The following is a 13,873-nucleotide window of genomic DNA, read 5'->3' as shown; positions in this document are numbered from 1 at the left end:
AACCTTTATAAACAATCACTTGCAATAAACGCCAAAATGCGCTCCACTGGCACGGAAGATGCTTTTATATTTTCATAACCGCCATCAGAGCGGCAGCCTGACCCAATATAAAATCCATCTACCTTTTTTGGAGACAACAGCATGGCAAGCACCTTCCGTATCTCGTCCTTCCTGAACACCAAGGCACTGGCCGTGGCCGTCGCACTGGCCGCGCAATTCCCGCTCGCCGTCCACGCGGCCGACCTGGTCCGCCTGGGCAACCTGAAATTCGCCCATTACGGCGCCGTCGCCTACATGAAGGAAATCGCGCCGAAATACGACCTGAAAATCGAGGAACGCATCTTCGCCAAGGGCCTCGACATCGTGCCAGCCATGATCGCCGGCGAAATCGACGTCTCCGCCAGCGCGCTGGAAGCGGCCATCACGGGCCGCGCCACGGGCTTGCCCGTGTACCTGGTGGGTGGCTTCGCCAAGGGCGGCGTGCAAATCGTCGGACGTCCTGACCTGAACATCAAGGGCATTGCCGACCTGAAAGGCAAGAAAGTCGGCGTCACGCGCGGCGGCCCGCAGGAAATCCTGCTGTTTGCCGAACTCTCCAAGGCCAAGCTGACCTGGTCCGACAAGCCGGGCAAGGACGTGCAGATCCTGTACATGGGCTATCCTGACCTGAACCAGGCTCTCTTGACCCGCGACATCGACGCCATGAGCCAGTCCGAGCCTTACTCCACGCAGGCGATCCACAAGAAATACGGTTCGGCCATCATCAAACCCTACGACACGCCGCTGGGCGAGCCCGTGCGCGCCCTCGTGATGACAGAAAAAATGTACAAGGAAAAGCCGGCTGTGGCCCAGCGCTTCATGGATTGCTTCGTCGCCGCCACCCGGGCGTTTTTGGCCGACCCGAAACTGGCGGAAAAATACGTGCGCGAATCGATGTTCAAGAACCAGATCACGTCCGAGGATTACCGCGATGCCATCGACAACGCCATCTTCACGGAAGACATCACGCAGAGCCATGTGCAGCTGACCACCGACTACATGGTGAAATTCGGCGTTGGCCGCATGGCCAAGCCGCCTGCCGCCCAGGACTGGGTCAAGCTGGACCTGCTGGAAAAAGCCAAGAAAACCTACGCTCCACGCTAATCTGAAAGTGTCACGATGAATATTCAAATGATGAAACGCTTCGCGCACGGTGCCATCGTGCCCGTGGTCGTGTTGCTGTTCTGGCAGGCGCTGTCCACGTTCGGCTGGATCAATCCGCAAATCCTGCCCTCGCCCGTGGCCGTGGTGGTGAAATGGTATGAATACCTGATCCCCATGCAAGCGTACACGCCCGAAGCGGGCAATTACCTGGTGTGGATGTTCTCCGGCGAACTGCCGCACGACGCCTGGGCCAGCCTGTCGCGCGTGCTGGGCGGCTTCGCCATCGGCGCCGGCCTGGCCTTGCCGCTGGGCTTGCTGATGGGCACCAACAAGACCATCTATAAACTGTTCGACCCGCTGGTGCAGGTGCTGCGCCCGATTCCGCCGATCGCCTACATCCCGCTGGCGATTTTGTGGTTCGGCCTGGGCAACCCGCCCGCCTTCTTCCTGATCAGCATCGGTTCCTTCTTCCCCGTGCTGATGAATACCATCGCCGGCGTGCGCCAGGTCGACGGCATCTATATCCGCGCCGCGCGTAACCTGGGCGCCAGCCAGATGACGATGTTTCGCCGCGTCATCCTGCCAGCGGCCACGCCGTATATTTTGGCCGGCGCGCGCATCGGCATGGGCACGGCCTTCATCGTCGTGATCGTGGCCGAAATGATCGCCGTCAACAGCGGCCTCGGTTTCCGCATCCTGGAAGCGCGCGAGTACTTCTGGTCTGACAAGATTATCGCCGGCATGTTTACCATCGGCCTGTTCGGCCTGGCCATCGATATGGCCATGAATGCCCTGAATAATCATTTGCTGCAGTGGCACCGCGGCCTGGAACACTGAGAGGAACGGCCATGACCACGATCACTATCAATGCAGTCAATAAAATCTTCACCACGGGCGGCGCCGACGTCATCGCCCTGAAAGACATCAACCTGGAAATCGCCAGCGGCGAGTTCATCTGCCTGCTGGGGCCGTCCGGCTGCGGCAAGTCGACCCTCCTGAACGCCATCGCCGGCTTCTCGCAGCCGACTTCCGGCCAGATCCTGGCCGGCGGCAAGCTGATCACCGAGCCCGGCCCCGACCGCGGCATGGTGTTCCAGGAATACGCGCTGTTCCCGTGGATGACCATCGAGAGCAATATCGCTTTCGGCCTGGAAATCGCCGGCAAGACGCCGGCTGAAATCAAGGAACGCGTCGACATGCTGCTAAGCATGCTGGGCTTGACGGAATTCCGTGCCCGCTACCCGAAAGACTTGTCCGGCGGCATGCGCCAGCGCGTGGCCATCGCCCGCGTGCTGGCCCTCGATTCGCCCATCATGCTGATGGATGAACCGTTCGGCGCGCTGGACGCCTTGACGCGGCGCAACCTGCAAGATGAATTGCTGAAAATCTGGAAAGTCTTCGGCACCACCATCGTGTTCGTCACGCACTCGATCGAGGAATCGATCTACCTGGCCGACCGCACCATCGTCATGACCTACCGTCCCGGCACCATCAAGCGCGACGTGGCCATCGACCTGCCCCGCCCGCGCGACCCGAGCGACCCCGAGTTCAACCGCCTCAAGCGCATGCTGGGCGAGATGGTGATGGAAGAGCAGCAGCGCCATCACAATGCGGAAACGATGGCGAGTACGGCAGATTAGTCGTCGTGCGACCAAACCCCAAAGCAAGTGCTGGGGTCGGACCTTAAGGTCCGACCCCAGTCTTCGACTTGCGGGTTTCAGCTTTACAATACCGCCGTATTCAACCCGACACACGGAGCACCATGGCACTCGGCAAATGGCCCTTGAGACCCGCGCTCGCCCCCCTGCTGGCTGTGGGGTCGCTGGTCCTGCTGACGTGGGCGTCGTATGCCTGGGTCAAGCAGCGCCAGCTCGATGAATTGCACCGCACGCTCGATTCGCGCGCGGAACTGTATGCAGCGTCCATCGGCGGCGCCCTCAACAAATACGAATTCCTGCCCCTGGCCGTGGCCCAGAGTGATGCCGTGGCGCAACTGCTGGAGCAGCCCAGCGCCGACAGAGTCACGCAGATCAACGCCTACCTGGTCGACATGAACCGCCGCGCAGGCGCCTTTGCCGTCTACGTGCTCGACGACAAGGGCACGACCCTGGCATCGAGCAACTGGCAAGACCGCAGCTCTTACGTGGGCGTCAACTACGGCTTCCGCCCCTATTTCAAGAACGCCATCGCAGGCGGCATCGGCCGCTTCTACGGCATCGGCTTCTCCACCTTCGAAGCCGGCTATTTCATTTCGCAGCCTGTGCAGCGCGACGGGCGCATCATCGGCATCGTCGCCGCCAAGGTCAACCTGGACTGGATCGAACAATCGTGGCGCACGCCCGGTGCGGGCGAACAGATCTGGGTCAAGGATGCGAATGGCGTGATCATCCTGGCCACCACTCCCGCCTTCAAGTTCAAGACCCTGGCGCCCCTGTCGCCGGCCGCGAAGAACGATATCAGCGCGCAGCGCCAGTTCCTGCAGGAAAACCTGCCCATCCTGCCGCACAAGGTGCTGCGCCAGTTCGCCGACGGCGCCAGCGTCATGACCCTGGAGCGCCAGCAGTCGGGCGACACGCCGGCCCTGTCCGGCAGCGCCGAGAAGGTGGACTATCTGGCCGTGAACCGCGCTCTTGGCCCGCTGCAATGGCAAATTACCGTGCTGGCCGAACTCGACCAGGTGAACGAGGCGGCGCGCAACGCAGCCATGGCCGCCGCGCTGGGCTGGGCCTTGCTGCTGCTGGCCCTGATGTATGCGCGCCAGCGCCGGCGCCGCATCGCCGACAAGCTCAATGCACAGCAGACGCTGGCGCGCGCCTATGAACAGCTGGAAATCAAGGTCGAGCAGCGCACGGCCGACCTGGTGCATGCGAATGGCCGCCTGCAAGCGGAAGTGGCCGAACGCGAGCGGGCCGAGCAAACCTTGCGCTATGCCCAGGCGGAACTGGTGCAAAGCGGAAAACTGGCGGCCATCGGCCAGATGGCGGCCGGCGTCACGCACGAGCTGAACCAGCCGCTGGCCGCCCTGCAAACCTTTTCCGACAATGCCAAAGTCTTTTTGGCGCGCGGCCGCATCGACGATGCGCTGGACAACCTGTCGACCATTTCCGACCTCGTCAAGCGCCTCGGCTATGTCACATCGCAATTGAAAGGCTTTGCGCGGCGCAGCGACGATGCCCGCAAACCCGTCAGCGTGCGCCAGGCGTTTGCGCAAACCATGCTGCAAATCCGCACGCGCAAGCATTCGCAGCGCCTGACCCTGCATGAAAGCTGGCTGGAGGACGACATCATCGTGCTGTGCAACGCCATCGGCCTGGAACAGGTGTTTAGCAACCTGATCACCAACGCCATGGATGCGGTGCCGGAAAGCGAGCCCGTGCAGATCTGGTTCCAGGTGCGCCGCGAAGGCACACTGGCCATCATCCATATCACCGATAATGGTCCCGGCATTCCGCTGGCCTCGCTCGACAAGATCTTCGACCCCTTCTATACCACCAAGGAACACGGGCTGGGCTTGGGATTGTCGATCAGCGCAGGCATACTGCGCGCGGCCGGCAGCGCACTGGCCGTGCGCAACCGCAGCGCGCAGGAAGGGGGCGGCGCACAATTTACCATCACCCTGAGCTGCGACCCGGGGGATAGAGACGAAGGAAACATCTGATGCACGAGAATAATTTTGAAGGCATGCAAGTGCTGTTGGTGGAAGACGATGCCGTCGTGCGCAAGGGTGCCCGGCAATCGCTGGAACTGGCCGGACTGCAAGTGACGGCCGTCGCCACGGCCGAGGAAGCGCTGCCCTGGCTGGTGCCCGAATTTGCCGGCATTTTATTGAGCGATATCAAGCTGCCCGGCATGGATGGCTTGAAACTGCTCGATATCGCCGTGGCGCAGGATGCCAGCCTGCCCGTGATCCTCGTCACGGGCCACGGCGACGTGTCGATGGCCGTGGGCGCCATGCGCCGTGGCGCCTACGATTTCATCGAAAAACCGTTTTCCGCCGACTTGCTGGTGGAAGTATGCCGCCGCGCGCTCGACAAACGCCATCTGGTGCTGGAAAACATGAACTTGCGCCGCCAGCTCGAACAGCGGGTCGGCATCGAGGCGCGCATCGTGGGCCGCAGCGCGGCCATGGCCAAGGTGCGCCAGCTGGTACTGAACCTGGCGCCGAAGTCGGCCGATATCATCATCCTCGGTGAAACGGGCACCGGAAAAGAACTGATTGCACGCTGCCTGCACGACTTCAGCGAGCGGCGCGACCACCCCTTCGTGGCCATCAATTGCGGCGCGCTGCCCGAGTCGATCTTCGAGTCGGAACTGTTCGGCCACGAGGAAGGCGCATTTACAGGTGCGCAGCGCCAGCGCATCGGCAAGATCGAATACGCCAACGGCGGCACCCTGTTCCTCGATGAAATAGAAAGCATGCCGCTGGCCTTGCAAGTGAAACTGCTGCGCGTGCTGCAGGAACGGCAAGTGGAGCGCCTCGGCTCGAACAAATTGATATCCGTGAATTTCCGCGTGATTGCCGCCGCCAAGGAAGATTTGAGCGTGCTGGCCGAACAGGGCAAGTTCCGGCCTGACCTGTATTACCGCCTGAACGTGGCCAGCCTGACGCTGCCCGCCCTGCGCAACCGGCGCGAGGATATCCCCCTGCTGTTCGAGTTTTTCGTGCTGCAGGCGGCGCTGCGCTATGGCCAGCCGGCCGCCCTCGTCAGCGGAGAGCTGATCGCCTCCCTGATGGCGCAGCGCTGGGCCGGCAATGTGCGCGAGCTGCACAATGTGGCCGACCGCTTCGTGCTGGGCTTGCTCGACGATACCCTGAGTCCGGCCGGCTGCCGCGAAGCCTCGCTGGCCGAGCAAGTCGACACCTTCGAAATCTCCATCATCGAGGAAGCCTTGCGCCGCCACAATGGCAACGTCATCGAGGCGGCGGCTGCCTTGAATATCCCGAAGAAAACCCTGTACGACAAGCTCAAGCGATTTGATATCTCGACGGAACAATTTCGATAATCATAGGCAACTAACCGACACAGCCATGAGGCGCCGTCCTACCCGCGCAGGCGGGCGCGTGTGTGACAATGCCAGCTCGAATCAACACTTGCACAGGACACTGCCATGAAAACCGCCGCTCTCTTGCTGGCCGCCACCCTGATGACCGTCGGCGGCGCCTGGGTGCAAGCCCAGTCGACGACAAATGTCAACCAGACGGGCAACCACACCAACAATCCAAATGATCCGGGCCAGAAATCGGACCAGTCCGACAAACTCGACAACAAGGGCAAGCTGGTGCACGACGCCAAGCCCGGCAAAACGCGCACGGACAAGCGCAGCCGCCGCGGCAAGCCCGTCGCCACGCCGGACACCCCGGCAGCCAGCGGATCGGCCACCTCGCCGCCAGCGACACCGGCAGCACCGGCCCGCTAAGTCCGCCTCCAGGGCTGCGCCACATTAATCCCAGGCAAGCTATCATCACATCCTTTAGAAATAGCAAGGATGGCAATGAAGGCAGCATGGCAAATGATGGTGGCGGCAGGCGTATTCGCGGCCACAGAGGTACAGGCGGCGCCCACGGTGGGCGAGTGCATGGAACTGACCACGGGCATCAAGTTCAGCAAGAACAATGGCGACGCGCAAGTCAACGTCGAGGAAACCTTCGAGGGCAAGAAACTCAAGGGTACGCAGCTGATCCTCGACGGCGGCGTCCTGCTGGCCACGTCCTACCAGGACATCCGCGACGGCCAGGTATTCCTGACTGGCATGGTGCACTACAACGAAGACGGCAGCGTGCGCAGCAAGAACGTCTACGCGGCGCAGTCCGCCATCCCCGCCGCCATGCGCCCCGGCCAGGAAGTGCGCGTGCAATTCACGGACACGCAAACGAGCACCCACTACCCGTTGGCTGGCCTGTCCGACAAGATCACCACCTCCACGCGCACGGACAAGCGCGACTTCTCGATCACTTTCCTCGGCTGGGAACGCCTGGAACTGGGCGGGCGCCGCTTCCCCGACGCCTGCAAGTTCGAACTGCGCGACGTCGGTGGCAAGAGCAAGGGTCAAAGCGGCGAATACGTGTGGTATGCGCAAGGTTATGGCGTGATCATGACGGACAAGCTGGACCAGGATGGCGATGTGCAGCCGGCGTATCGCACCGCGCTGACGAAGATCATCAGCGCGCCGTAATTTTTGACAACTTTTACGTTAGAATCGGGGGACACACACTTCTTATGAGGAAATCATGTCGCAGATCGAACGCAAATGGTGGTTTGCCATGCCGGTCATGTTTCTCGCCATGGGCGCCACGCTGTGGCTGCTCGATTGCGCGCAAGTACCACGCACGCTTTCTTTGGCCTGGGTTACTATTTTCAGCCTGTGCTGCGTGCCGCTGCAGCGTTGCCTTTCTTTTCTTCTCTGGATATTGCTGCTGTGGCTGGCACCTGGCCTGGCAGACAAAAAACTGGCCCAGCGATAGGACCATCCGCCGCGCATCGCAGCCTGCTTCCTCGCAAAGTTTGCGCAAGCACAACTAATCCGCCATCGCGCCCCTCTACACTGTCCTGTCTGGTCAGCATGGAGCGGCGATGGCGTATCCCAAACTTCCCTACACCAGCGGCAAGAGCACCGCCCTGCTCCATTGCGGCCGCATGCAGGACGCCATCGTGCGCATCCGCCCTGAGCTGCCAGGCAATGTCATCGTCATCCATGGCGTCAATGACGTGGGTACCAGTTTTGGCGCCTTGGAAAAGGGTTTATGCCAGGGACTCGACGCGCGCATGTATGGCGGCGGCCACGTGTTCACCCCAGCCACCTACCGCCTGCCGCAGGAATCCGACAAGCGTGAAGTGATCGCAGATCCGGACGCCATCTATTTCAAGCGCCAGCCTGATGACACGACGTACAGCCCCGTGATCCCGTTTTACTGGGGCTTTCGCGAACAAGGCAACGCCAGCAAAGTGGTCAACGGCCAGAACACGGACCGCTACGGCAACCGCCTGGACAAGGACATGTCGAAGAATGGCGGCCCGTTCGGCAATGCCACCAATACCCTGCCCGACATGTGGAACAAGGGGCTGTTCTCGCCCTACGACGTGGGCGGCGACCCCGTGCGCCCCCTGATGACGGCGCCTGGGCGCATGTACATGGTGCTAGCCGCCAAGCGCCTGGCCGCCCTCATCGCCATGATCCGCGACTACGACAGCGATGACGTGGTCTCCATCGTCGCGCACAGCCAGGGCTGTCTGATCTCGCTGCTGGCGCAAGCCTTCCTGCTCGACGAGGGCAAGCGCCCCGCCGACACACTGATCCTCACGCATCCCCCCTACAGCCTGGTGGAAGACACGACCATGTTTTTTGGCGCGGCAGAAACCAGCCGCATCTTTGGCGGCGGCCGGGATGCGGCGATGGAAAGCCAATACGACGCCATTGACAACCGTCAGACCCTGCATGCGCGCCTGCAAACCTTGGCGCAGATCGTGCAAGGCGTGGTGGCCAAAAAGCACGCCACACCCGCCTTTGCGCAGATCAAGGATCATACCGTCTGCCATGGCATGGCGGGCGCCGCATGGCGCGCGGAAGCGGACCGCGACAACCGGGGCAAGGTCTACCTGTACTTCTGCCCCGAAGACATGACGGTAGCGCTGGACAATATGCAGGGCATCGGCTGGCAGGGGATACCCGACCACATCGACGGTCATGGCCTGTCCAAAACCAAGGGCAAGACGGACAAAAGCATCTGGGGTGATGGCCCCACCTACTGGGAAAAGGAATTCCAGCGCCGCCAGCCGCTGGTGGAACTGGGAAAGGGATTTTACCAGCGCGTCTTTACTAACAAAAAACGCCCCGATGCGGCAGGAAAGAACAACGGGCCGGTGCTGGTGGGCCTGCCGCCGCACGACTTCGCCCTGCGCCTGGAAGGCGAGGACGACCATGCCCACGTGGCCGGCGCCAACCGTGGCCACCGCGGCATGCACGACGAGGCGCCGTGGCCGCCCGTCAAACCCGGCAAATGGAATATCTTTTCCACGGAAGCGGGACGGCGCGAAGGCTTGCGCACGATCAATGGCGAAGCGCTGCGCGTGCCCAGGGCGGCGGTGCTGGATGGTGGCGAGATCCGCCCTGGGCAATTCCCCAAGGATTCCGACCAGGCCAAGCTACCGCGCGACCAGCAAGGACCGTGCGAGGAAGTCGACCCCATCGATGCGGCCATCGCGGTGACCAGCAAGAAAGGTTTGCGCATGCGCAAGCAGGAAATCATTGCCGATCCTCGGCCGCTCAAGCATCGCATTCCCGAATACGGCGTCGGCATGTTCGGCTCGGGCCAGCGCGATCAGGTGGAAAAAGCCCTGAACCTGGGCAAGGAAGCAGGCGACCAGTGCAAGATCAACCGCGTCTCGCGCCATCCGGGCGGCGGCGACAATCTGCTTGTGAATCGCGAAGAAACCCCGAACGAGGCGCGCAAACGCTGGCAGAACGAGGTCAGCCCCAAATCCTTCCACGGCGCCATCATCGGCAACGCGGAAAACCACCGCAACGTAACGGCGTATGACGTGGCCATCGGCGGAGGCAAGGCGAGCAGCGATCCGAGGTTTTATCGGTACTTGTGTGCGGTGGCGGATTGGCGGCTGAAAACGGATGACAAAATACCGCGCCCATCCATATTGAAATGGGATACCTTTGCAAAAAATTTCGCGGTCTACTTGTCCGCCGAGCCAGCGGCGCGTAAAGCGATCATCGTAGGTAATGCGCACTATTACAGTTCGGGAGAACTTCCCGCCTGCATTCTCGCCCTACATGAGGGCCTGCCCTCCACCGTCGTATGTGAAACCGTAACTGGCCGACGCACCGAATCGGTCATCACGCCAGTCGTCCACAAAGCCAGCGATGACATCCCAAAATGAACAACTTGCTTCCGCGCTTGACTTATCCGCTCGCTGCTGGCCTTGGCGCACTGGCACTGCTACTGCTTTGCTCTGCACTGAGCAATCACTCACCTTTCTTGCTGGAGGCAACGATGAGCAGCACAATATGGCGCCACCTGCACTGGCTGTTGCTGATCCCGCCCATCCTCGCGGCCACATTGCTCGGTTCGCGCTGGCTGCATTCATCCAAGCCTGTGGCCGTCGCAAAGCCGCAAGTGCAACTGGCGGCGCCCACCGAGCAGGAAAAACGCGAATATGTGCTGGAGGTTATCGGCCTCGGCGTCACCCTGGACAAGTATCGTCAGGGCAAGCTGTGGGAAGCCCTGCAGAAGGGAAACGCTTATACCAGCATCCGCGAACAAGATAAGAAGAAATATCCATGGAGCAGCCTGGACAAAGCAGGCACCAGTGGGGGACGTGCGGGGGACTCACTCGAAAATGGCGCGCTGAACACGCCAATGTATTTTGCCGTACCCATATTTAACGCCGAAGGTCCCATTGCAGACCCGGCACTGCAAGATACACCTCACTCGCCCATTATGGGTCTGGCAGGCAGCGCCGCCTCTTCCGGCATGCACTGGCATCTGTTTGTGGCGGGACCACGACGCTTCGACGAACATCCGGAGCATATTCTGGAAGATGTTTTCGCATTTTTTGACACCCATCCTGACGTGCCATACATCATCTTGAATTCACATGATGGCATGGAATCGCGCGATATCAATCGCGGTCCCAACACTCCTGAATTGCTCAAAGATGGCTACTACATCCCCGAAATGCCCGACGCCTCCGCTCTGTTCGTGCTGGCCCGGCGCGAGCGCATCGACGCCGTGCGGAAGTTTGCATATGACGATGCGCCGCCCGAGGACAGCGTCGATGACCTCAACACCTACGGCGTGGCGCGGCGCCTGTATCTGGCATATGACAAATTGATGCGGGCAGTGCCCCATCCAGACAAAAAAGAAGACCCGAGTGCATTCACCCAGCGCCAGCCCACCATCGCCGAATGGCTCCCCGTCGCCGCACAATTCGCGCAGCGCTCCGATATCCGCGGCACGGGCAGCTTCAGCATGGTCGACAGGCTCAAGCACAAGACCTATCAGCCCCCCAAAGACTGGCAGCCCACGCCCTGGTTTCCCCTGCCCTTCAACAAGGAGCAGCTGGCCCAACTGGACCGCCTGCCGACCTTCGGCTTCATCCACCGGCCCACATTCGTCAGGATGGTCGACAAGGATGGCAAGCCGCTCACGCGGCGCGATCAGCGCGAACAAGCCTTGCAGGCGGGCTGGCAGCAAGCCTTGCGCAGCTTGCCGGAAGCGGAGCGGCCCGCCGCGCCGGCGCGCCTGGTCGCCGCGACGGGCGGCAATCAGGCCCAACTGGTGACACTGCACAAGACCTTGCTGAAACATGCGGAAGATGGCGGCACGGAACTCGACAGCGGCAATACGGCGCAGTGGATCGATACGGACCAGCGCCTGGGCAACACGGGCGCGGCCACCCTGTTCGTGCAGATGGCCATCGGCGTGATGGGCAGCTACCGCGATGGCGGCGTCAGCGCGGTGGTGAACCTGCGCAACCCGGACGAAGCGACCATCGTGCTGGTCAGCCCGCCGTCGGACGAAAAACGCCGTACGCAAAAACACCCGCACGGCGGCGATGTGCTGCGGCATTACGCCACGCCGGCCATCGACCCGGCGAATTATCCATCGAACTGATTATTTACCCTGTACGGCAAGCTGCGCCAAGGCATTGCCCCGCACCTGGAACGCCACCCTTGCCACCGTCTTGCCGGCAGCATCGACGAGCGCCAGCGCATGCTTGCCCGGCACGGGGCGCCAGCTGATGCTATCAAGAGCGGCGCCCAGATCCTTGCCGTCGAGCACCCAGCGCAAGTCGCGGCTGCCCTGCGCCTGGAAAAACACGCGCTGCAGGGCGGGCGGGATGTCGGGGTCGATGGCGAGGATGCTGTCCTCGGCCGGATACACGATGGCGGCTGGCTTCACGGTGTCGCCCAGCACGGCGATGACGGGGCTTTCCGTACCAGCGATAAACCATTCGCGGCGCGGCGCTTCCAGCGCGGGCTGGTACGCCACCATCTGCTGCAACACGCCTGGCGGCGCTTTCGGCGCATGGCTGGGCACGTTCTTGTGCAGGTAATCCATCACGTCGCGCCACACGGGCGCGGCGCCCGTCACGCCCGACACGTCCCACATGGGCTTGCCGTCGAAGTTGCCCACCCACACGCCCACCGTGTAGCGCGCCGAGTAGCCCATGCACCAGTTGTCGCGCATGTCCTTGCTGGTGCCCGTCTTGACGGCGCTCCAGAAATTCGTCCCCAGCTCGTTGCGCAAGCCAAAAGTCATGCTGCGCGCGGCGCGGTCGGCCAGGATGTCGCCCACGATGAAGGCGGCGCCCGCTTCCATCACGCGGCGCCTGTCCTTGCCCGCCTGCCCCGGCTGCAGGCTGGCCGTGCTGTAGAGCCCGCCATTCGCCAGCGCGCGGTAGGCGTTGGCCAGTTCCAGCAGGGTCACTTCGGATGAGCCCAGGGCCAGCGAGGGGCCGTAGTATTCGGCCGGTTCCGTCAGGCTCGACAGGCCCACGTCCTTCAGGCGGTTGTAGAACCCGTCCTGCCCCGTCAACAGCACCGTGCGCACGGCGGGAATGTTGAGCGAGCTGGCCAGGCTGGTGCGGGCGCTGACGTAACCCTTGAAGTTGCGGTCGTAGTTTTGCGGCGCATACATGCCCGACGCCGTGGCCACGTCCAGCGGCGAGTCGTCCATGACGGAGGCGGCCGTCATCAGCCGGCGCTCGATGGCCAGTTCATATAAAAATGGTTTCAGGGTGGAACCGGCCTGGCGCAGGGCCGTCACGCCATCGACGTGGCTGCCGCCCGCATTGCCCACATAGGCGAGAATGTCTCCGCTGCGGTTGTCGAGCACGATGATGGCGCCATCGTTGACATTGCGCTCGCGCAAGGAGGCCAGTTGCTGGCGCAGGTTTTCCTGCGCGAAACGCTGCAGGGGACCGTCGAGGGTGCTACGCACGGAGGCACCCGATTGCTTGAGCAGCTGCTGCGCCACTTGCGGCGCCGGTGCGAGGTCGGCGTACAGGGCCGTGCGCTGCAAGGCCGTCTGCACGCGCTGGCCGATCAGCTGGCAACTGCTGTCCATGCGCCATTCCTGCGCCAGCGCGCAGGCGCGCCGCGTGACGGTGGCCGGAGGCGCATTTGGCGCGCGCACCAGGCTGGCCAGGATGATGCCGTCCGTCTGGTTCAGGCCCGACGGCGCCTTGCCGAACAGGCTGTACGAGGCGGAGGCGATGCCCTGCAGCTCGCCGCGGAACGACACCAGGTTCAAATAGGCTTCGAAAATCTGCGCCTTGCTCCAGCTGTCTTCGATGGCCTGGGCCGCACGCATCTGGTCCCATTTCTGGCGCAGGCTGCGCCCGCCCGAAGATGCCTGCAAGTCCGCATCGAGCTGGCCCGCCAGCTGCATGGTGATGGTCGAGGCACCCCGGGGCTTTTTCGAAAACAGGTTATCCCAGGCGGCCGTGGCCAGCGCGGACACATCCACGCCGCCATGGCGCATGAAGCGCTGGTCTTCCGCCAGCAGCACGGCTTGCTGCACGGCGGGTGAAATATCGGCCAGCGGCACCCACGGCAAGCGCCGCACCTTCATGTCCACGCGTAACGATTGCAGCGGCGCGCCGCTGCGGTCCAGCAACTGCGCTTCCGAGCTGCGGTAGGCGGCTTGCACCTGGGCCGGCGTCAATATCGCTTCAGCGAAGACCGGGCCGGCCAGCAGGCAGCTCATCATTAAAAC

12 protein-coding genes are annotated in these 13,873 nt (G+C 62.4%); 10 read left to right on the top strand and 2 right to left on the bottom strand.

The window, feature by feature from the left end:
- Positions 1–5: 5 nt before the first annotated feature.
- Positions 6–143: a hypothetical protein gene (locus tag ACP7EG_RS19260; RefSeq protein ID WP_157750971.1), complete on the bottom strand. Its 138-nt coding sequence runs from the start codon at positions 141–143 to the stop codon at positions 6–8.
- Here ACP7EG_RS19260 and ACP7EG_RS19255 point away from each other — a divergent pair.
- From ACP7EG_RS19255 to ACP7EG_RS19210, 10 genes are all read left to right on the top strand, one after another.
- Positions 142–1,143, top strand: coding sequence for an ABC transporter substrate-binding protein (locus tag ACP7EG_RS19255; protein ID WP_426088902.1), 1,002 nt, complete (start codon positions 142–144; stop codon positions 1,141–1,143). The two genes, ACP7EG_RS19260 and ACP7EG_RS19255, sit on opposite strands and share 2 nt — an antisense overlap.
- A 27-nt stretch (positions 1,144–1,170) precedes the next feature.
- Complete coding sequence (locus ACP7EG_RS19250) at positions 1,171–1,980, top strand: ABC transporter permease (protein ID WP_373629728.1); 810 nt, start codon at positions 1,171–1,173, stop codon at positions 1,978–1,980.
- An 11-nt stretch (positions 1,981–1,991) separates the two neighbouring features.
- The gene (locus ACP7EG_RS19245; RefSeq protein ID WP_426088901.1) at positions 1,992–2,783 is read left to right on the top strand and encodes an ABC transporter ATP-binding protein; all 792 of its coding nucleotides are present in this window, start codon (positions 1,992–1,994) and stop codon (positions 2,781–2,783) included.
- Positions 2,784–2,905: 122 nt separating this feature from the next.
- On the top strand, positions 2,906–4,801 hold the full coding sequence (locus tag ACP7EG_RS19240; RefSeq protein WP_426088900.1) for a sensor histidine kinase: 1,896 nt from the start codon (positions 2,906–2,908) through the stop codon (positions 4,799–4,801).
- The gene (locus tag ACP7EG_RS19235; protein WP_096234587.1) at positions 4,801–6,147 is read left to right on the top strand and encodes a sigma-54-dependent transcriptional regulator; all 1,347 of its coding nucleotides are present in this window, start codon (positions 4,801–4,803) and stop codon (positions 6,145–6,147) included. Before ACP7EG_RS19240 ends, ACP7EG_RS19235 begins: the two co-directional genes overlap by 1 nt.
- A gap of 105 nt (positions 6,148–6,252) precedes the next feature.
- On the top strand, positions 6,253–6,561 hold the full coding sequence (locus ACP7EG_RS19230) for a hypothetical protein (RefSeq protein WP_426088899.1): 309 nt from the start codon (positions 6,253–6,255) through the stop codon (positions 6,559–6,561).
- A 75-nt stretch (positions 6,562–6,636) separates the two neighbouring features.
- Positions 6,637–7,317 (top strand): hypothetical protein, encoded by a 681-nt coding sequence (locus ACP7EG_RS19225; protein WP_426088898.1) that lies wholly within the window; start codon positions 6,637–6,639, stop codon positions 7,315–7,317.
- A gap of 55 nt (positions 7,318–7,372) precedes the next feature.
- Positions 7,373–7,606: a hypothetical protein gene (locus tag ACP7EG_RS19220; protein WP_426056988.1), complete on the top strand. Its 234-nt coding sequence runs from the start codon at positions 7,373–7,375 to the stop codon at positions 7,604–7,606.
- 109 nt (positions 7,607–7,715) lie between these two features.
- Positions 7,716–10,031, top strand: coding sequence for a T6SS effector phospholipase Tle3 domain-containing protein (locus ACP7EG_RS19215; RefSeq protein WP_426088897.1), 2,316 nt, complete (start codon positions 7,716–7,718; stop codon positions 10,029–10,031).
- Positions 10,032–10,144: 113 nt separating this feature from the next.
- The gene (locus ACP7EG_RS19210) at positions 10,145–11,767 is read left to right on the top strand and encodes a type VI lipase adapter Tla3 domain-containing protein (RefSeq protein WP_426088896.1); all 1,623 of its coding nucleotides are present in this window, start codon (positions 10,145–10,147) and stop codon (positions 11,765–11,767) included.
- Here ACP7EG_RS19210 and pbpC read toward each other — a convergent pair whose 3' ends face one another.
- On the bottom strand, positions 11,768–13,864 hold the full coding sequence (pbpC, locus tag ACP7EG_RS19205; RefSeq protein WP_426089117.1) for a penicillin-binding protein 1C: 2,097 nt from the start codon (positions 13,862–13,864) through the stop codon (positions 11,768–11,770).
- Between the last annotated feature and the right edge of the window lie 9 nt (positions 13,865–13,873).

The organism is Janthinobacterium sp. PSPC1-1, assembly GCF_049897625.1.
Lineage (GTDB): Bacteria > Pseudomonadota > Gammaproteobacteria > Burkholderiales > Burkholderiaceae_D > Janthinobacterium > Janthinobacterium tructae.
Note: the sequence above shows the minus strand (reverse complement) of the source record. Positions and strands in the feature narration are given on the sequence as shown.